Genomic DNA, 18768 nt, shown 5'->3' with positions numbered 1-18768 from the left:
CCCCCGACACGTCGAGTCGATGAACACCATCGTGGCGGGCGGCGATAAACGAACGATGAACGCCGCGTTCAGCCGTCGCTCAGGCTGCGATCTCGGCCGCCAACAACGCACGCACCTCGGCGAGTTCGGGCGATTTGAGCTGCGTGAACACCAACTCGGCGTCGCGCCAGCACACCCGCGCCCGGTCCCGCTGCCCCAACTGCCTCAGCGCCCGGCCCAGTACGGTCAGGACGGTGGCCCGGCGCCATTCGCCGCCGATGCCCCGCAGCGCGATGGCCTGCTCGGCGTGCGAGGCGGCGAGCGTCGGCCGGTGCGCGGCCAGGTGGACCTTGGCGAGCCGGAAGTGCGTGACGCCCTCCCACAGCGGCTGCCGGTTCTCGTGGAACAGGGTGAGCGCCTCGCTGAGCTGGGAGTGCGCCTCGGCGAGCCGCTCGGCCTGGGTGAGCGCGATGCCGAGCGCGTAGCGGCCGTTGGCCAGGCGCAGGGTGAGTCCCATGCGGTCGTAGATGGAGATGCCCTGCTGGGCGAGGTCGATGGCGCTGGTGAGCCGCCCCAGCTCCACGTGGATGCGGGAGAGGTTGCACAGGGCGCTCGCCTCGCCCACGTAGTTGGCGTCGGCCCGGAAGTTCGCGATGGCCTCCAGGAGGTACCGCTCGCCGTCCGCGTAGCGGCCCTCGTAGAGGGCGATGATGCCGCGGTCGTTGGGCGCCCAGCAGCTGGGCAGCGGGTCGCCGGCGGTGCGGGCGAGCAGGGTGGCCTGGCGGGCCTCGTCGTCGGCTTCGGCGAAGCGGCCGGCGACCAGGTGGGTGTTGGTCAGGGTGGTCCGGGCGCGCCCCTCGGCGTACGGGTCGCCGGCGGCGTGGGCGGCGTCGCGCAGTGATGTGGCGGCCGACTCGTACTGCTTGGAGTTGGCGCCCGACTCGGCGAGGTCCTTGGCCGCCCACAGCAGGTCCACGGCCCGGCGCAGCAGGTCCGCCCGACCGGTCGTGCGCACGGCGGTCTGCCGGACGCACGCGAGCAGCGGGTCGGCCTCGGCGTACAGCCAGTCCTGGGCGGAGCGCGGCTCGGTGAAGGCCAGTCCGGGGTGGCGGGTGGCCGACAGGTGGGCGACGAGGCGGTCGCCGGGCCGCTCCAGGCCGTACACGCCGGCGGCGGTGGCCAGGTAGAAGTCGAGCAGCCGGTCCAGGGCCGCGTCGCGCTCGCTGGGGGGCTGTTCGTCGCGTTCGGCGCACGCACGCGCGTAGAGCCGTACGAGATCGTGGAAGCGGTAGCGGCCGGGCGCGGCCGATTCGAGCAGGGAGCAGTCGACTAAAGCCTCGAGGAGGTCTTCGGTGGTGTGCTCCGGGTGGTCGAGCACGGCGGCTGCCGCCGAAAGGGAGATGTCGGGCCCGTCGGCGAGGCCGAGCAGCCGGAAGGCGCGCTGCTGGGCGGGTTCGAGCTGGCCGTAGCCAAGCTCGAAGGTGGCCTTGACGGCGAGGTCGCCGGCCTGCAGCTCGTCCAGGCGGCGGCGCTCGTCGGCGAGTTTCGCGGCGAGGACGGAGACGGTCCAGGTGCGGCGGGCGGCGAGCCGGGACGCGGCGATGCGGATGGCGAGCGGCAGGAACCCGCAGGCGCCGACCACGTCGAGGGCGGCTTGGCGTTCGGCGCGGACGCGTTCCTCGCCGACGATGCGGGTGAACAGTTGCAGCGCTTCCTCGGGGCTCATCACGTCGAGGTCGACGAGGTGTGCCCCGGCGAGCCCGGCCATTCGGACCCGGCTGGTGACGAGGGCGGCGCAGCCCGCGGTGCCCGGGAGCAGCGGCCGGACCTGGGCGGCGTCGCGGGCGTTGTCCAGGAGGACGAGCACGCGGCGGCCGTCGAGGGTCGAGCGGTAGAGCGCGGCCCGTTCGGCGGGGGAGTCGGGGATGGAGGCGTCGGGGGTTCCCAGCGCGCGCAGGAAGGAGCCGAGGACGGCCTCGGGCTCGGCGGGGCGGGACTCGGTGCCCTGGAGGTCGACGTAGAGCTGCCCGTCGGGGAAGTGCGGTCGGGCGGCGTGCGCGACGTGCACGGCGAGGGTCGTCTTGCCGACACCGCCGATGCCGGCGAGCGCGGAGACGGCCATGACCTGGCCCTCGGCGCCGGCGAGGATGTCGCCGAGTTCGCCGACGAAGCTGGCGCGACCGGTGAAGTCGGAGACGGTGGCGGGCAATTGGGCGGGCCTCACGTGGACGGGCGCTGCGGCCGGCACCGGGTTTTCGGCGCGGGCGAGTTCGGCGTCGGCGCGCAGGATGCGCTGCTGGAGTTCGGCGAGTTCGGGGCAGGGGTCGACGCCGAGTTCGTCGGCGAGGAGCCGGCGGGTGTCGGCGTAGACGGCGAGGGCCTCGGCCTGTCGGCCGCTGCGGTAGAGCGCGAGCATCAACAGCTCGCGCAGCCGCTCCCGCAGGGGGTGGGCGGCGGTCAGGGCGGTGAGCTCGGAGACGGCTTCGGCGTGGTGGCCGAGCTCCAGGTCCAGGTCGAGGCGGGTCTCCAGCAGCTGGAGGCGCCATTCGTCGAGACGGGTGCGCTCGGTGTCGGCGTGCGGCCCGGGTACGCCGGCCAGCGGTTCGCCGTCCCACAGGTTCAGGGCGCGGGCCAGCAGCGTACGGGCGAGCGCGCGGTCGCCCTTCTCCGTGCGCGCGGCCTCGGCGTCGGCGGCGAGCGCGCGCGCGATGCCGAGGTCGAGGGCCTCGGGCCGGGGCAGGCGGATGGCGTAGCCGCCGGACTCGCTGACGAGGAGGCCGGGGTCGAGGATCTTGCGCAGGCGGGAGGCGTACGTACGGATCGTCGCGAGGGCCTGCTGCGGCGGGTCCTCGCCCCAGATGGCGTCGATGAGCTCGGGCGCGGTGGCGGTGCGGCCGTCGCGGAGCAGGAGCGCGGCGAGCAGGGCGCGCTGCTGCGGGGTCCCGGAGGGCAGCGACTCCGGGCCCCGCCAGGCGCGGATGGGGCCGAGGACGGCGAAGCGGTTGCCGCAGGGGGCGGGGGTTGCGGGGTCTGACGGGGCGGGAGCGGGCTCAGGGGCCACGGGGGCCGCGGCGGCGCCGGGCTCCGTCCGCGTCCCGGCGCCGGACGCGTTCACGGACGCGTTCACGGACGCGTTCACGGACCCGCTTCCGGATCCGACTCTCGATCCTCCGGATCCGACTCCGGACTCGATTCCGGTCCCGGCTCCGGCACCGGCTTCCGCGGTGGCGGCTTCGAATCCGGTTCCCGCGGCAGCGTCACCGGACTCGGGGTGGTTCCGCTGGTGCGGGATGGCCGGTGTGCCGTCCATCTGGTGTCCCCCCTGCCTTCCGTAGGTGTAAGGGCCAGTCTGCCCTGTGTTGCGCGTACACGTCAGCCCGTGGCGGACCCAGTCGTACCGGATCGCGGACCCGTTCGTACCGGATCGCGGACCTGGCCCGTCCCAACTAGCTGACGGTTCGTCAGATTGACGCTACCGTGAGGACATGGAGACCTTCCCGAAGATCATCTCGGTGGACGACCACACGGTTGAGCCCCCTCACGTCTGGCGGGACCGGCTCCCGTCCAAGTACCACGACGTCGGCCCCCGCGTCGTCCGCGCCCCCCTGAAGGAAATGACCTTCCTCGGAGGCAAGTTCGCCCCCGTCATGGGGGCCAAGGGCGACGACGGCCCGATAGGCGACTGGTGGGTGTACGAGGACCTGCACCGACCCCTCACCCGCCTCGACACGGCCGTCGGCTACGACCGCGACGAGATCAAGCTCGAAGTCATCACGTACGAGCAGATGCGCCCGGGCTCCTTCTCGGTTCCCGAGCGCCTCGCCGACATGGACGTCAACCACGTCCAGTCGGCCCTCTGCTTCCCGACCTTCCCGCGCTTTTGCGGCCAGACCTTCACCGAGGCCAAGGACCGCGAGCTCGGCCTGCTCGGCGTGCGCGCGTACAACGACTGGATGGTGGAGGAGTGGTGCGGCCCCGACGCCGCCGGCCGCCTCATCCCGCTCACCCTGATCCCGCTCTGGGATGCCCGCCTCGCCGCCGCCGAAGTGCGCCGCAACGCTGCGCGCGGGGTCCGCGCGGTCGCCTTCTCGGAGATCCCGCCCCACCTCGGGCTCCCCTCCATCCACACGGACGAGTGGGACCCCTTCCTGGAGGCGTGCAACGAGACCGGCACGGTCATCGCCATGCACATCGGCTCCTCGTCGCGCATGCCGTCCACCTCGGCGGACGCACCGCCGGCCGTCGGCTCCACCATCACCTTCGCCAACTGCTGCTTCTCGATGGTGGACTGGCTGATGAGCGGCAAGTTCGAGCGCTTCCCGAACCTCAAGATCATGTATGCGGAGGGCCAGATCGGCTGGATCCCCTACATCCTGGAACGCGCGAACGTGGTGTGGGAGGAGAACCGCGGCTGGGGCGGCGTCGCCGAGAAGGTGCTGCGCCCGCCGTCCGAACTCTTCGCCGAGCACGTCTTCGGCTGCTTCTTCGACGATGCCTTCGGCCTGAAGAACCTGGACTCGATCGGCGTCGCCAACGTCCTCTACGAGACCGACTACCCCCACTCGGACTCCACTTGGCCCAAGTCCCGAGAGGTCGGCGAGGCCCAGATGGGCCACCTCGCCCCGGACGTCGTGGACCGCATCGTGCGCGGCAACGCGATCGACCTCCTGGGCCTGACCCCGCAAGGCCTCTGGCCCGGGGCGTAGGCCCAGAGGGTGCGGGCCGGGGTCCGCGCGGGGGGTGCGAGCAGGGGGTTCGAGTGAGGGGGCGCAGCCCGGATGCCACCGCCCGCCCGCCCTCCGTGCCGCACGACAGCCCCGGCCGGGGCGCGCGCTCCGGCCGGGGCACACTGCGGTCGGGGCCCTGCCGATCGGGCATCTCCGACGGGCTCCGCCGTGCGCACATCGGCGCGGATGCCCCTTGCGGTGTCCGCCGGACGCAAGGCATGCTTCGCCACAGCAAAGTGGGGGAGGAGTGTCTGTGGTGGACAAGCGGACCGTGGTGACCGCGGTGTTGTGCGCGGTGGCGGCGCTGGGTGCGTCCGCGGCCATGACGAAGGTGGTGCCGGCCGCGGACGGCGCGGCCTCCGTGCAGGCGAAGGCGACCTCCCCGACGGCCTCCTCTACCGGCCGCCCGTCACAGTCGCAATCACCGAAACAGCCTCAGCTGACCACCAGCCCGAGCCCCGGACCGTCCACCTCGCCTGCCCGGCCGGGCGGGCCCGCGGCCATCGCCGGAGCCCTGTTCGAAGGCGATGTGACCGGGGATCACTTCTGCACGGCGACCGTCGTGCACAGCCCCGGACGGAACCTGATCGTCACCGCGGGCCACTGCCTGCTCGCGGGCCGGGCCGGCGAAGGCGGGGCGGTCTTCGCACCCGCGTACGCGGACGGGCGAGCCCCGTACGGCACCTGGAAGATCGCGGAGGTGTTCGAGGACCCCCACTGGGCCGACGACACGGACGACGATTACGACCTCGCCTTCGCCCGCCTCGCCCCCGACGCCTCGGGCCGCAACATCGAGGACGTCACCGGCGCCGCCGTCCTGGACACCACGGGCCGCACGGGCGAAGAGGTCACCGTGACGGGCTACCCGGCGGACCGCAAGGTCGCGCGCACCTGCACGTCCCGCGCCGTGCGGACCAGCGCCACCGAACAGCGCTTCGACTGCGCGGACTTCCCCGGCGGTACGAGCGGCAGCGCGTGGATCGCCGCCGACGGCAAGGTCATCGGCATCCTGACGGGCGGGGACACGGACGACGTCTCGACCAGCACGATCCTGTCCGGCTACGCGGCGGCGCTCTACGCACGGGCCACGGGCGCTACGGACTCTACGGCTGCCACGGGTGCGCCCGCTGCGGCGGGAACGGTGGGCGGGACCGCCCGGTGAGCCCCCCACGGGTCCTCCGGCCACGCGGTCATCCGAGCCCTCCCGGAGGCTTCATCGCCACCGTTCTCGTACTGGCGGAGCGGACGGGCCCACACGTGTCCGACCCCTCCACCCCTCGCGGCTCCTACGCGTCCTCACGCGCGGCCGAGCTGCGCGCGGCCGCCCGGGCGATGTCCGGGGCCATGCCCCGCTGAGCGGGCGGATCAGGCGAGCAGCCCCAGGTGCACGGGCTCGGCGGGAGCTTCGTCGAGCAACTCGGCGAGCCGCGGCGGCCACAGCGGCTCCCCGAGCGTGGCGAGGTTCTGCCGCGACAGCCAGCGCCAGTGGGCCTCCGGGTACTCCGGGACGGGGTCGCGGTGGGGGCCCGCGGTGACGTAGATGTGCTCGTGCTGGCGCACGGGAATGCCCTGGTGCGTGAAGTCGTGCTCCCAGGTGCAGAGCAGCCGCTGCGGCTCCAGGTCCGTCCACCCGGTCTCTTCCCGCAGCTCCCGCCGCACACATTCCTCGGGCGTCTCGCCGGGATCGATCCCACCGCCGGGCGGCAACCAGTGGATGCCGACTTCCACGTTGTTCTCCCGGAACAGAAACACGGACCCGGCGGGGTTGAGGACGACGATTCGTGCTGCCTCTCGTGGAGTTCGCATCAGACCAGCGTACGACGGGGGGTGCGGGGGCGGCAGTGGTCGGCGGGGTCGGGGGTGGGCGGGCGACAGGCCCCCGCCGCGGCCCGGGCGCCCCGCGGCCCCGCCGACCTCACGTGCAGGACGCCCCGGGGGGCCCGGGCGCGGCGGGGTCAGCTTGCGGTCCGCGTTCCGGTTCGCCCTCCGGTTCGCCCTCCGGTCCGCCTTCCGCTTCGCCTCCGGGGCACGGGACGTCGTACGGGACCCCGCGCCGCTGACCGTCACGGGCGACCGGACGCTCCTGGCCACCGGGTGCGGCACCTGCCGTCCAATGCGGTACGTCACAACCGTGCGGGCGGCCGCCTGGAGGTGGCGACCTCCGCCGACGGGGTGCTGACGGTGTCCAACACCGGCCCGGTGATGGAGCCGCAGGACGTTCCACGGCTGCTGGAGCCGTTCCGGCGGCGGGCTGAGCGGCAGCATACGGCGGGCGAGGGGGCGGGGTTGGGGCTCTCGATCGTCGCGTCGATCGCGCGGGCGCACGGCGCGGACCTGACGGCGCGGGCCGATCCGGGGCCCGGGGGCGGGCTGACGGTCCGGGTCTGGTTCCCGGTGGAGCCACCGCAGGAAACGCCCGGGAGTTTGACCGGTCAACCATTTTGAAGATCGGCTGTGTACGGTCGGGTCAATGAGCAAGCACGCCCGAGCCGGCTCCCGAACGTCCCGTCCGCCCCGACGCTCCCGCGCCGGCGGCGCACGGCGCGCAGCCCGCGACTCCCGCAGCCCGCGCCCGCTCGCGGCGGTGGCCGCCCTCGGCCTCCTCGGCTTCGGCGCCGGCTGGGTGTACCTCGCGCACGATCCGCCGGCCAACGCCGCCGCGCAGGCGGTGGCCGACGCCCGCCCGCCGGCCTCCGACCGCGCCGCGCGCGGAGCCGAACGGGGCGGCCTCCAGGGGCTGCCGGAGATCAGCGAGCAGACGCGCGCGAAGATCCCCGCGGACTCCCGCCAGCTGATCCTCGTCACCGGCAAGGCGGCGGACTCCTCCGAGTCCACGGCGTCCCTGTACACGCGCCCGGCGGCCGGGGCGGACTGGGCGAAGAACGACAGCTGGCCCGCGCGCAACGGCGCCAAGGGCTGGTCCACCGAGCGGACGTACGGCGACCTGACCTCCCCCGAGGGCGTGTTCGCGCTGACCGACGCGGGCGGCCTGCTGCCGAAACCGCCCGGCACGAAGTTCCCGTACGACCAGGACCGCTCGTTCGTGGCCACGGGGCGCGGCGTGAACGGCGAGTCCCTGCGGGGCTCCTTCGACTATGTCGTCGCCATCGACTTCAACCGCCGGACCGGGGTGAGCCCGCTCGACCCGACGAAGCCGGAGGGCGAGCGCAAGGGCGGCAACATCTGGCTCCACGTGGACCACGACGGGCCCTCGCAGGGCTGCGTGGGGATTCCGAAAGAAGCGATGAAGAAGATCCTGGCGACCCTCGACCCGGCGGCGAAGCCGGTCATCGTGATGGGCCCCCACGGCTTCTGAGCACGGCCCGCAGGCTAGGGACTGCCGCCTACGGGCCCGCCGCCTACGGGCTCACCGGCTCCGGGACTGCCGCCTACGGGCCCGCCGCTCCGGGTCATCCGGCCGCGGGAGCCGACCCGGCGACCGTCCCTGCGCCGCCCGCCGGTCCTCCGCCGCCGAGCACGGGCCCGCCGCCCGCCGGGTCCCTGGCCAGCAGGGCGACGTACACGAGGTCGAAGACCGCGCACAGCAGGCCCAGGCCGAGGATGAACGGCGCGTCCTCGACGACCCCGAAGAGGAACGTCGGCGCGAGCGTGCCGATCCATTTGGCGACGGCGATGACGAGCGACTGCCCGTGCCGGCCGCGCCGGCTCGCGTAGAAGGCGATGAACAGTCCGGACATCAACAGGTTCTGCAGGAAGGCCGAGTACCGGCTCGCGTCGTGCGAGCCGAAGTGGGCGAGGAAGAGCCACTGCACGGCGAACGCGGTCGCGAAGACGAGCACGCTCCAGAGGGCGAACAGGGGCCGCGTCACGAAGCCGGGCAGTTCGGCCCGCCCGTAGCGCAGGTACGTGTACAGGATGACGACGTCGGCGACGGCCCAGACCACGTTGACGACGCCCTGGGCGGACACGCCGGTGCGGAAGTCGTTGACGGCGTAGGTCGATTCCCACGCGAAGTTCAGCGCGAGGGCGGCGACGGGCATCGCGTACGTCCGGTCGCGCAGCCCCACCCGGATCGCCTCGACGTACACGACGGTCCACGCCAGCCCGCTGACCAGGGTCAGAAGAAGATCCACGCGCGGCACCCTAGCGGGAGTTTCGAACGCGCACACCCCCCGGGCGCCGATCGATAGCGGCCGCACCCTTGCCTGACGGTCCGTCAGCTACGACGATGGCCCCCGACGTCGGTATGACGAATCGGCAGACGAGGACGAGGCGGGTACGGCCCATGGCGCGCGTGTTTCCGGAAGGTCGGCTGGTCTACGGGATGCAGCTCCCGATCCAGTCGCAGAGCACCATCTACGCCGAGCCCTGGGAGGCGACCGCCGGCGCGGCCGATCTCGCCGCGGTGGCGCGGGCGGCCGACCGGGCCGGATTCGGCTACGTCGCCACCTGCGACCACGTCGCCATCCCGCGCCGCATGGCCGGCCCCATGAGCACCGTCTGGTACGACCCGGTGGCCACCCTCTCCTTCCTGGCCGGGATCACCGAGAACGTGCGGCTGCTGAGCCACGTGGCGATCCTCGGCCTGCGCCACCCGCTGCTCAGCGCCAAGCAGTACGCCACCGTGGACCACCTCTCCGGAGGGCGGCTGATCCTCGGCGTCGGCGCCGGGCACGTGCAGGAGGAGTTCGAGGCCCTCGGCGTGGACTTCGCACGCCGGGGAGCCGTCCTCGACGAGACCCTCGACGCCCTGCGCGCGGCCCTCGGGCCGCAGGAGTACCCGGAGTTCGAGGGCGAGCTGTTCTCCTTCAAGGACCTCGGACAGCTGCCCCGCCCCACCCAGGCCCGGATCCCCGTCTGGGTCGGCGGCTCCTCGCCCGCCGCCGTCCGCCGGGCCGCCGTGCGCGGCGACGGCTGGCTCCCGCAGGGCGACCCGCGCGACAAGCTCCCGGCGCAGATCGCCCGGATCAAGGAGCTCCGCGAAGCGGCCGGGGTCGCCGGCCCCGTGGAGTTCGGCGCCATCACCGAGGCGCTCTACGTCGGCGAGCCCGGCTGGGACACCGGCAGGCGGACCCTCACCGGCAAGGCGGAGGCGCTCGCCGAGTCGCTGCGCGCGTACAAGGCGCTGGGCGTCGACCAGATCCAGGTCCGCTTCCGCAATCGCGACCGGGCCGAACTCATCGACCAGATCACCGCTTTCGGGTCCGAAGTGGGCCCGCTCCTCAACGACTAGCCACTTAGGGGCAACACATGGGCAAGCTGGACGGGCGCGTCGTCGTCATCACCGGTGCGGCACGCGGCCAGGGCGAGCAGGAGGCCCGCCTCTTCGCCTCCGAGGGCGCCAAGGTGCTCCTCGGTGACGTACTGGACGAGCAGGGTGCGGCGGTCGCGAAGGACATCGGGGAGGACCGGGCCCGGTACGTACGGATGGACGTGAGCCGGGAGGAGGACTGGGCGTCCGCCGTCGCGGCGGCGAAGGAGGCCTTCGGCCCGGTCGACGGGCTCGTCAACAACGCCGGCATCCTGCGCTTCAACGAGCTGACCTCGACCCCGCTGGAGGAGTTCCAGCAGGTGGTCCAGGTCAACCAGGTCGGCGCCTTCCTCGGCATCAAGACGGTGGCCCCCGAGATCGAGGCGGCAGGCGGCGGAACCATCGTCAACACCTCCTCGTACACGGGCCTGACGGGCATGGCGTACGTCGGCACGTACGCGGCGACGAAGGCGGCGATCCTCGGCCTGACCCGGGTGGCGGCCCTGGAGCTGGCGTCCAGGAACATCAGGGTCAACGCGATGTGCCCGGGCGCCGTGGACACCCCGATGGCCAACCCCGGGCTGCTGGACCCGGACAACATGACCGACGAGGCGCGCGACGCCATGGCCGAGCTGTACCAGCGCGTGGTGCCGATGGGCCGGGTGGGCCGGCCCGAGGAGATAGCGAAGCTGGCGCTGTTCCTGACCAGCGAGGACTCCTCGTACATCACCGGTCAGCCGTTCGTGATCGACGGTGGCTGGATGGCGGGCGTCAGCGTCCTGTGAACCACCCTCGGCGGTATCTGATGGAGCGTCAGCTATTGACGCTCCCGCCCCGGCGGTGGAACAGTCGTGACATCGAATCTGACGCCACGTCAGAAACAAAAGGACGGTGAATCCCCTTGGAATTCGGGCTCTTTGTGCAGGGATACGTGCCTGAGGCGCGGTCCAAGGTCGACCCCGAGGCAGAGCACAAGGCGCTGATCGAGGAGACCGAGTACGTCATCCAGGCGGACAAGTCCGGCTTCAAGTACGCCTGGGCCTCCGAGCACCACTTCCTGGAGGAGTACTCGCACCTTTCGGCGAACGAGGTGTTCCTCGGGTACCTCGCCCACGCCACCGAGCGCATCCACCTCGGCTCCGGCATCTTCAACCCCCTCGCCCCGGTCAACCACCCCGTCAAGGTGGCCGAGAAGGTCGCCATGCTCGACCACCTCTCCAAGGGGCGCTTCGAGTTCGGCACCGGCCGGGGCGCCGGCAGCCACGAGATCCTCGGCTTCCTTCCCGGCATCGAGGACATGAACGGCACCAAGGAGATCTGGGAGGAGACCATCGCCGAGTTCCCCAAGATGTTCCTCCAGGAGGAGTACGAGGGGTTCCAGGGCAAGCACTGGTCGCTCCCGCCGCGCAAGATCTTCCCCAAGCCGTACGGCAAGGCCCACCCGGCCATGTGGTACGCCGCCGGCTCCCCCTCCTCGTACGCCATGGCGGCCAAGAAGGGCCTCGGAGTCCTCGGCTTCAGCGTCCAGAAGGTCTCCGACATGGCCTGGGTGCTGGAGCAGTACAAGACCGCGATCCAGGAGGCGAAGGCCATCGGCGCCTTCGTCAACGACAACGTCATGGTCACCTCGACCGCGATCTGCGCCGAGACCCACGACAAGGCCGTCGAGATCGCCGTCAACGCCAACATGAACCGCTTCCAGTCGCTGGTCTTCCGCTACCACGACACCTTCCCGCGGCCCGAGGCGATCCCCCAGTGGCCCGAGACGCTCCCCGAGTACAACGCGGAGATCATCGAGCTGCTCATCGCCGAGGAACTGCTGATCTGCGGCGACCCGTCCGAGGTCCGCGCGCAGTGCAAGCGCTGGGAGGAGGCCGGCGCCGACCAGCTCTCCTTCGGCCTGCCGACCGGCGTCTCGCCCGAGGACACGATGACCACCATCAAGCTCATCGGCGAGCACGTCATCCCGCACATCGACACCGACCCGGTGCACCGCACCACGCGCTTCCGCGAAGGCGCGTAGCCCGCGGGGGAACGGGGGCGGCGTCTTCCCGGACCGCCGCCCCGCACCCGGCCCTGGCCGGAGTCATGCCGTGGCCGCGGCCGGCCCGGCGGGCTCCGACCAGGGCCTTCGGCAGCGGCCCGCACGGGCGGCGCCGTGTCGGGGGCCGGCCCCCGGACCCCCGCGCCTCAACCGCCGGCGGGGCTGGATCTGCCCGGCCGCAGAAGGGACGTCATGCTCGACCACCTGATCAAGGGCGCCACCGTCGTGGACGGAACGGGAGCCCCGGCCCGCGTCGCCGACGTCGGCCTGAGGGACGGCCGGATCGCCGTCATCGCCCCGCCGGGAACCGTCACCGAAGAGGCCCGCGGCAGCGAGGACGCTACCGGCCTCGTCCTCGCCCCCGGCTTCGTCGACCCCCACACGCACTACGACGCCCAGCTGTTCTGGGACCCGTACGCGACCCCCTCCATGAACCACGGAGTGACCACCGTCGCGGGCGGCAACTGCGGATTCACCCTGGCCCCCCTCAACCCGGCCCGCCCCGAGGACGCCGACTACACCCGCCGCATGATGAGCAAGGTCGAGGGCATGGCCCTCAAGGCCCTCGAAGAAGGCGTCGACTGGACCTGGTCCACCTTCGGCGAGTACCTCGACGCGCTCGACGGCCGGATCGCCGTCAACGCCGGCTTCATGGTCGGCCACTGCGCCCTGCGCCGGTACGTGATGGGCGAGGACGCCGTCGGCGGCCGGCCGACCGAAGAGCAGATGCAGGCGATGCTCGACCTGTTCCACGACGCCATGAACGCCGGCGCCTGGGGCCTGTCGACCACCCAGTCCTCCACCCACTCCGACGGCTCGGGCGCCCCCGTGGCCTCCCGGCACGCCGAGCCGGCCGAACTCCTCGCCCTCTCCAAGGCGGTCTCCGAGCACGAGGGCACCCAGCTGGAGGCCATCGTCGCGGGCTGCCTCGACCAGTTCGCCGACGAGGAGATCGACCTCTTCGTCGAGATGAGCGCGGCCGCCGGCCGGCCGCTGAACTGGAACGTGCTGACCATCGACGCCTCCGTACCCGAGCGCGTGCCGCGCCAGCTCGTCCCGAGCGAGCGCGCCCGCAAGGCGGGCGGCCGCATCGTCGCGCTGACCATGCCGATCCTGACGCCCATGAACATGTCGCTCGGCACGTTCTGCGCCCTCAACCTCATCCCCGGCTGGGGCGAGGTACTGGCCCTGCCCGTCCCGGAGCGCATCGCCAGGCTGCGCGACGCCGACGTACGGGCCGAGATGCTGCGCCGCGCCGACAGCAAGGAGGCCGGCGTCTTCCGGCGCCTGGCCAACTTCGGGCGCTACGTCATCGGCGACACCTACAGCGAGGCCAACGAAGGCCTGTCGGGCCGGGTCGTCAACGACATCGCGGCCGAACGCGGCCAGGACGCCTTCCAGTGCCTGGTGGAGATCTGCGCCAACGACGACCTGCGCACGGTCCTGTGGCCCATGCCCACCGACAACGACCCGGCGAGCTGGACGCTGCGCGCCGAGACCTGGCAGCACGAGGACGTCATGCTCGGCGGGTCCGACGCGGGCGCGCACCTGGACCGCATGTGCGGGGCCCCGTACACGACCCGCTTCCTCGGGGACTGCCTGCGCGGTCGCAAGCTGGTGCCGCTGGAGCAGGCGGTACGGATGCTCACCGACGACCCGGCCCAGCTGTTCGGGCTGCGCGAGCGCGGGCGGATCACCGAGGGCTTCCACGCGGACCTGGTGCTCTTCGACCCGGAGCGGATCGATGCCGCGCCGGCGACGCTCGTGCACGACCTGCCCGGGGACAGCCCGCGGCTGGACGCACGGGCGATCGGAATCGTGTCGGTGCGCGTCAACGGCGTGGAGACCGTCCGCGACGACGAGATCACGGGGGCGATCCCCGGGATCGTGCTCCGTTCCGGCCGGGACACGAGGACGGTGAGCACGCGATGACCGCCCGACGCGAACCGCTGGGACCGCAGAAGCTCTACATCGGCGGCGAGTGGGTCGAGCCGGCCGGCGGCCACTACGAGGTGGTCAACCCGGCGGACGAGTCCGTCGTGGGCCTGGCCCCCGAGGCCTCGCGCGGTCAGGTCGAGGACGCGGCGCGCGCCGCCGCCGCGGCCTTCGCGAGCTGGTCCCGTACGAGGCCGGAGGAGCGGGCCGCGATCCTGGACCGGGCCGCCGACATCATCCAGCGCGAGTACGAGCCCTGGTCCGCCCTCGCGCAGGCCGAGACGGGCGCCCCGACGGGGATCGCCCGCGGCATGCAGGTCGGCGTCGGGGTGACGCGCTTTCGCCGGTACGCCAGGGGCGCGCTGGAGCCGGTGGAGCGCGGGCTGCCGCCGCAGGTCACCGACGCGGGGCCGATGGGGGCGGCGAGCGTCCTCGGCGCGCTGGAGGTGCGCCAGCCGGTCGGGGTCGTCACCTGCATCACCTCGTACAACAACCCGTGGGCCAACCCGGCGGGCAAGGTGGCCCCGGCGCTGGCCATGGGCAACACGGTGGTGGTGAAGCCGGCCCCGCAGGACCCGCTGTCGGTGTTCCGCATGGCGGACGCGCTGCACGAGGCCGGGGTCCCGGCGGGCGTGGTGAACGTCGTCGGCGGCACCTCCGTGGAGGTCGGCGAGGCGGCCGTGGACTCCCCGGACGTGGACATGGTGTCCTTCACCGGATCCACGGGCGTCGGTCAGGCCATCGCAGAGGTCTGCGGACGCACGATGAAGCGGCAGCTGATGGAGCTGGGCGGCAAGGGCGCGGCGGTCGTCCTCGCGGACGCCGACCTGGACGCGGCGGTGATGGGGATCGGCACCACCTTCTCCTTCTACTCCGGGCAGATCTGCACGGCTCCGACCCGGGTGATCGTGCACCGGTCGGTGTACGAGCAGCTCGTGGAGAAGCTGACGGGCTACCTGGCCCACATGAAGGTCGGCGACCCGACGGTGCGCGGCACGGTGGTGGGCCCCGTCATCTCGGCGGCGCACCGGGACCGCGTGGAGTCGTACATCGAGCTGGGGAAGAAGGAGGGCGCGCGGATCGCTTTCGGCGGCGGGCGTCCGGTCGTCGGGGAGGGCGCCCGCGCGGGCAAGGGCTTCTACGTGGCCCCGACCCTGCTGGTCGACTGCACCAACGACATGCGCGTGGTCCGGGAGGAGATCTTCGGCCCGGTCGTCGTGGTCGTCCCGTTCGACGGAGCCGCCGGAGACGACGACGAGGCGGTGGCCCTGGCCAACGACAGCGACTTCGGGCTGCTGAGCTACGTGTGGTCCGGGGACGCGGCGCGCGCCTTCCGGCTGGCGCGGCGGCTGCGGGCGGGCGGGGTCGGCGTGAACACGATCGGGCGGAACATGGAGGCGCCGTTCGGCGGCTTCAAGCGTTCGGGTGTGGGACGGGACGTGGGCTCGTACGCCCTGCACGCCTACAGCGAGATCCAGTCGATCGTCTGGGCGGGCTGACGGGCTGACGGGCTGATGGGGCCGGGGGCCGGGGGCCGGGCCGAGGGGGTTCCCCGGCCCGGTCGGCTCAGTTGTCGTTGAAGTAGTCGGTGAGGACGCAGCCCTTCACGAGGCCCTCCGCCTTCACGTAGCCGCTGGGCGCGGTGAACTTCGGGTGGCAGTTCAGGATGAGGAGCCCGCCGGGCTTGGTCATCGAGGCGATCGCGGAATCGCTCTCGGCCAGGACGGCGAAGTCCTGGCCGAGGAGGAACCCGCCGCTGAGGCCCGTGTTCGGGCTCTCCTTCAGCTGCTTGTCGAGGTGGTTCTTGTAGGAGGCCTGGAAGGTCTTGGCGTCCTTGAACAGGAAGATGCGGGTGCCGCGGCCGCAGTAGCCGTGCTCGGTGACGGACCACGTGGCGTCGTACGCCTTGTCCTCCTTGTCGGGGGACTCGTCGTCCGTGGGCTCCGTGCCGACGGTGGGGCACTTCGTGAACCCGTTGACGTACCGGGCGGCGGCGGCCATGGTGCCCGCCTTGGGGAGCTTCTGGAAGGGCGTCCCGTCCTTGGGGGCGTTGCCGCTGACCCCGCCGTTCTTGGTGGGGTTCTCCAGGGTCCCTTCCATGTCGCCGCCGTCGCCGCTGCCGTCACCGCCGCTGACGCCGCCGATCGCACCGAGGCCCTTCGCGGCCGCGCCGTCGCCGTCCCCGTCGCCGCTGCCGCAGGCGGTGAGCACGAGCAGGGCCGTGACGGTGGTGACGGTGGTGAGCAGTGCTCTGACGCGCATGAGTCGGTGTCTCCCCTGTAAATGACCTTGAACGGCGGCGACTTTAGAGGATCGGCATGTTCACGGCAAAAATGGCGGGGAAGTGAACCGCGGGCGGGTCGGCGAAAGTCACACGGGAAAGCTTGGAAACGTACAAAACGGACATGGCTGCGGTTTCCGCATATCGGAAAGCCGTGTCCGGTTCCTGTCGAATGGGGTACGGCGAGGTGAATGCACCTTGCATTGTGAGCTCGACACGCGCGTACGGGTTGGTGATCAAAGGTCATCCGGGCCGCAGGTATGCGGACTTATGTACTCCAGATGTGGAAAACGCAGCGTCTAACGTCCTGACCCATGACACAGCTGGACGTCCGGCCCCCGGCCGGAGACACGGGAAGCGGCACCACCCGCGAGGGCGGCGCCGACGGTGACGTCCGCGGCAAGGGCCTGGGCAAGGGTTCCGTCGGCCTCGTGGGAAGCGCCGTCATCGGCATCTCCACCGTCGCCCCCGTCTACTGCCTGACCTCGACCCTCGGCTCCACCGCCGGCGAGGTCGGCGTCCAGATGCCGGCCGTCTTCCTGGCCGGCTTCCTCCCGATGCTGCTGGTCGCCTTCGCGTACCGCGAGCTCAACAAGTCCATGCCGGACTGCGGCACCTCCTTCACCTGGACCGTGAAGGCCTTCGGCCCACGGATCGGCTGGATGTGCGGCTGGGGCCTGGTGATCGCCACGATCATCGTGCTCTCCAACCTGGCCGGCGTCGCCACCTCCTACTTCTGGCTGCTGGCCGGCGAAGCCACCGGAAACCCGGCGATCTCCGCCCTGGACGACAACAAACTCGTCCACATCACCACCTGCCTCACCCTCATCGCCGTCGCGACCGCCATCAGCTACCGCGGCATGACGGCCACCAAGGGCGTCCAGTACGCGCTGGTCGGCCTCCAGCTCGCCGTCCTCGCCGTCTTCGTCGTCATGGCCTTCCAGAAGGCCTCGGCCGGCACCTTCGACACCGGCCTGGACTTCTCCTGGCAGTGGATGAACCCCTTCGCGGTCGAGTCCATGGCGGCCTTCACCGCCGGACTCTCGCTCTCGATCTTCATGTACTGGGGCTGGGACGCCTGCCTGGCCACCAACGAGGAGACCACCGGCTCCGCCAAGACCCCCGGCCGTGCGTCGCTCATCGCGATGGTCGTCCTGGTCGGCTCCTACCTGGCCACCGGCGTCGCCGCGCAGATGGCCGTCGGCTCCGGCACCGCCGGCTTCGGCCTCGGCAACCCGGAGACCTCCGGAAACGTCTTCGCCGCCCTCGCCGGCCCCGTGATGGGCCCGATGCTCGGCATCCTGCTCTTCGTCGCCGTCCTGGCCTCCGCGACCGCCTCCCTCCAGACCACCTTCATCCCGGTGGCCCGCACGGTCCTGGCCATGTCCACGTACGAGGCCCTGCCCGCCTCCTACGCCAAGGTCCACCCGCGGTTCAAGACCCCCGGCCGCGCCACCGTCACGGCGGGCATCGCGACCGGCGGCTTCTACACCGTGATGACCCTGGTCAGCGAGAACGTCCTCACCGACACGATCTTCGCGCTCGGCCTGATGATCTGCTTCTACTACTCCCTGACGGCCTTCGCCTGCGCCTGGTACTTCCGCGGCGAGCTGCGCCGCTCCGCCCGCGACCTGTTCTTCAAGGGCTTCTTCCCGGTCCTCGGCGGCCTGCTGCTCGCCGCGGTCTTCTTCAAGACCCTCTACGACGCCTGGGACCCGTCCTACGGCTCCGGCTCCACCATCCCCGGCCTCGGCGTCGGCAGCGTCTTCGTCATCGGTGTCGGCCTCCTGGCCCTCGGCCTGGTCGTCATGTTCGCCACCGAACGCCGCAGCCCGGCCTTCTTCCGCGGCGAGGTCCTGACGAAGTCCACCCCGGCCCTGGTGGTCGAGGACTGACCCGCTCCCTTCCCCGCCCCACCGTGTCGTCCCCGTGGCCCCGGCCCGCCTCCTGGCGGGTCGGGGCCACGGGCGTTGCCGTGGCCGGACGTGCGGGTTGCAGTTATTTCAGTTAGCCGAGGAGGCTTCAGGATGACGCGTACGAGCGTGCTCGCGAACGCAATCACGGTGGAGCCGGGGCGAGAGCTTCAGGACGCCCTGGCCGCTACCGGGCCCCTGGTGCCCGAGGGAGTCGACGTCATACTGCGCGCGGCAGACGGGAGCGAGCAGGTCCTGCCCGAGGCGCTGGTCCGGATCCTGACCGCGTCCGCCCACGAACTCGCGAACGGTCACGCCGTAACCGTCCTCGCCGCCGAGGTCCAACTCAGCCCGGCGGAGACGGCGAGCCTGTTGGGGCTCTCCCGGCCTTTCGTCGTCCGGCTGCTGGATTCGGGTGACATTCCGTCGGACCACCTGCCCGGCAGCCGCCACCGGCGGGTGCGCCTCGCGGACGCCCTGGCCTTCCAGGCCCGCCGCCAACGCCGCCAAGAGGGTCGCCGGAAGATCACTGAAGCCATGGACGAAACGGGACTGCCGTACTGAGCCCGAGACCGGGCTGCGGCGCGGAGGGGGAGTCGTACCTGTGCGGGTATTCGTGGACACGAACGTGCTGGTCCCGTTCTCCGTCATGGACCTCATGCCGGCGCTCACGGAGG

The 18768-nt window shown here is 71.9% G+C and carries 15 protein-coding genes; 11 read left to right on the top strand and 4 right to left on the bottom strand.

The genetic code is table 11. The features are described 5' to 3' along the window. Positions 1-79: 79 nt before the first annotated feature. Positions 80-3289 (bottom strand): BTAD domain-containing putative transcriptional regulator, encoded by a 3210-nt coding sequence (locus ACFWBY_RS01455; protein ID WP_385342199.1) that lies wholly within the window; start codon positions 3287-3289, stop codon positions 80-82. 175 nt (positions 3290-3464) lie between these two features. Between ACFWBY_RS01455 and ACFWBY_RS01450 the strand changes: the two genes are divergently transcribed. Further along, positions 3465-4685 (top strand): amidohydrolase family protein, encoded by a 1221-nt coding sequence (locus ACFWBY_RS01450; protein ID WP_385342201.1) that lies wholly within the window; start codon positions 3465-3467, stop codon positions 4683-4685. 277 nt (positions 4686-4962) lie between these two features. Then, positions 4963-5868, top strand: coding sequence for a trypsin-like serine peptidase (locus ACFWBY_RS01445; protein WP_385342203.1), 906 nt, complete (start codon positions 4963-4965; stop codon positions 5866-5868). Between the two features lie 203 nt (positions 5869-6071). Here the strand turns inward: ACFWBY_RS01445 and ACFWBY_RS01440 are convergent, their stop codons facing one another. Then, a complete protein-coding gene (locus ACFWBY_RS01440) occupies positions 6072-6512 on the bottom strand; it encodes an NUDIX hydrolase (protein WP_385342205.1) in 441 nt (146 codons plus the stop codon). A gap of 288 nt (positions 6513-6800) precedes the next feature. Here ACFWBY_RS01440 and ACFWBY_RS01435 point away from each other — a divergent pair, with 288 nt between their 5' ends. Further along, positions 6801-7151, top strand: coding sequence for a sensor histidine kinase (locus tag ACFWBY_RS01435; RefSeq protein WP_385342207.1), 351 nt, complete (start codon positions 6801-6803; stop codon positions 7149-7151). A 25-nt stretch (positions 7152-7176) separates the two neighbouring features. Continuing rightward, the gene (locus ACFWBY_RS01430; protein ID WP_385342209.1) at positions 7177-8022 is read left to right on the top strand and encodes a hypothetical protein; all 846 of its coding nucleotides are present in this window, start codon (positions 7177-7179) and stop codon (positions 8020-8022) included. A gap of 94 nt (positions 8023-8116) precedes the next feature. On the opposite strand, the gene ACFWBY_RS01425 is transcribed toward ACFWBY_RS01430, so the two are convergent. Next, positions 8117-8800, bottom strand: a complete 684-nt coding sequence (locus ACFWBY_RS01425; protein WP_385342211.1) for a hypothetical protein — start codon at positions 8798-8800, stop codon at positions 8117-8119. A 152-nt stretch (positions 8801-8952) separates the two neighbouring features. On the opposite strand from ACFWBY_RS01425, the gene ACFWBY_RS01420 reads away from it, so the two are divergent. From ACFWBY_RS01420 to ACFWBY_RS01400, 5 genes are all read left to right on the top strand, one after another. Beyond that, complete coding sequence (locus tag ACFWBY_RS01420; protein ID WP_385342213.1) at positions 8953-9900, top strand: LLM class F420-dependent oxidoreductase; 948 nt, start codon at positions 8953-8955, stop codon at positions 9898-9900. A 17-nt stretch (positions 9901-9917) separates the two neighbouring features. Then, positions 9918-10703, top strand: a complete 786-nt coding sequence (locus ACFWBY_RS01415) for an SDR family NAD(P)-dependent oxidoreductase (protein WP_385342214.1) — start codon at positions 9918-9920, stop codon at positions 10701-10703. 116 nt (positions 10704-10819) lie between these two features. After that, positions 10820-11941 (top strand): LLM class flavin-dependent oxidoreductase, encoded by a 1122-nt coding sequence (locus ACFWBY_RS01410; protein ID WP_385342216.1) that lies wholly within the window; start codon positions 10820-10822, stop codon positions 11939-11941. A 213-nt stretch (positions 11942-12154) separates the two neighbouring features. Further along, positions 12155-13894: an amidohydrolase family protein gene (locus ACFWBY_RS01405; protein WP_385342218.1), complete on the top strand. Its 1740-nt coding sequence runs from the start codon at positions 12155-12157 to the stop codon at positions 13892-13894. After that, entirely contained in the window at positions 13891-15396 is a 1506-nt protein-coding gene (locus ACFWBY_RS01400) for an aldehyde dehydrogenase family protein (RefSeq protein WP_385342219.1), read from the top strand. The genes ACFWBY_RS01405 and ACFWBY_RS01400 overlap by 4 nt, the downstream gene beginning before the upstream one ends. Before the next feature lie 67 nt (positions 15397-15463). Here the strand turns inward: ACFWBY_RS01400 and ACFWBY_RS01395 are convergent, their stop codons facing one another. Next, positions 15464-16159 carry a hypothetical protein gene (locus ACFWBY_RS01395; protein WP_385342220.1) on the bottom strand — a complete coding sequence of 232 codons (696 nt, stop codon included), beginning with the start codon at positions 16157-16159 and terminating at the stop codon, positions 15464-15466. A gap of 333 nt (positions 16160-16492) precedes the next feature. On the opposite strand from ACFWBY_RS01395, the gene ACFWBY_RS01390 reads away from it, so the two are divergent. Beyond that, positions 16493-18073, top strand: a complete 1581-nt coding sequence (locus tag ACFWBY_RS01390) for an APC family permease (protein WP_385342221.1) — start codon at positions 16493-16495, stop codon at positions 18071-18073. A 132-nt stretch (positions 18074-18205) separates the two neighbouring features. After that, a complete protein-coding gene (locus ACFWBY_RS01385; RefSeq protein WP_385343497.1) occupies positions 18206-18655 on the top strand; it encodes a helix-turn-helix domain-containing protein in 450 nt (149 codons plus the stop codon). The last annotated feature ends 113 nt before the right edge of the window (positions 18656-18768 follow it).

The sequence above is a fragment of the Streptomyces sp. NPDC060049 genome (genome assembly GCF_042736715.1).
Classification (GTDB): Bacteria; Actinomycetota; Actinomycetes; order Streptomycetales; family Streptomycetaceae; genus Streptomyces.
The sequence above is the reverse complement of the archived record's forward strand: the minus strand, read 5'-3'. Positions and strand labels throughout refer to the sequence as shown.

What these genes read in the sequence shown, in the direction of transcription:
- ACFWBY_RS01455 (WP_385342199.1), bottom strand. Translation starts at nt 3,289, where the DNA reads ATGGACGGCACACCGGCCATCCCGCACCAGCGGAACCACCCCGAGTCC.
- ACFWBY_RS01450 (WP_385342201.1), top strand. Translation starts at nt 3,465, where the DNA reads ATGGAGACCTTCCCGAAGATCATCTCGGTGGACGACCACACGGTTGAG.
- ACFWBY_RS01440 (WP_385342205.1), bottom strand. Translation starts at nt 6,512, where the DNA reads ATGCGAACTCCACGAGAGGCAGCACGAATCGTCGTCCTCAACCCCGCC.
- ACFWBY_RS01430 (WP_385342209.1), top strand. Translation starts at nt 7,177, where the DNA reads ATGAGCAAGCACGCCCGAGCCGGCTCCCGAACGTCCCGTCCGCCCCGA.
- ACFWBY_RS01420 (WP_385342213.1), top strand. Translation starts at nt 8,953, where the DNA reads ATGGCGCGCGTGTTTCCGGAAGGTCGGCTGGTCTACGGGATGCAGCTC.
- ACFWBY_RS01415 (WP_385342214.1), top strand. Translation starts at nt 9,918, where the DNA reads ATGGGCAAGCTGGACGGGCGCGTCGTCGTCATCACCGGTGCGGCACGC.
- ACFWBY_RS01405 (WP_385342218.1), top strand. Translation starts at nt 12,155, where the DNA reads ATGCTCGACCACCTGATCAAGGGCGCCACCGTCGTGGACGGAACGGGA.
- ACFWBY_RS01400 (WP_385342219.1), top strand. Translation starts at nt 13,891, where the DNA reads ATGACCGCCCGACGCGAACCGCTGGGACCGCAGAAGCTCTACATCGGC.
- ACFWBY_RS01395 (WP_385342220.1), bottom strand. Translation starts at nt 16,159, where the DNA reads ATGCGCGTCAGAGCACTGCTCACCACCGTCACCACCGTCACGGCCCTG.
- ACFWBY_RS01390 (WP_385342221.1), top strand. Translation starts at nt 16,493, where the DNA reads ATGACACAGCTGGACGTCCGGCCCCCGGCCGGAGACACGGGAAGCGGC.
- ACFWBY_RS01385 (WP_385343497.1), top strand. Translation starts at nt 18,206, where the DNA reads ATGACGCGTACGAGCGTGCTCGCGAACGCAATCACGGTGGAGCCGGGG.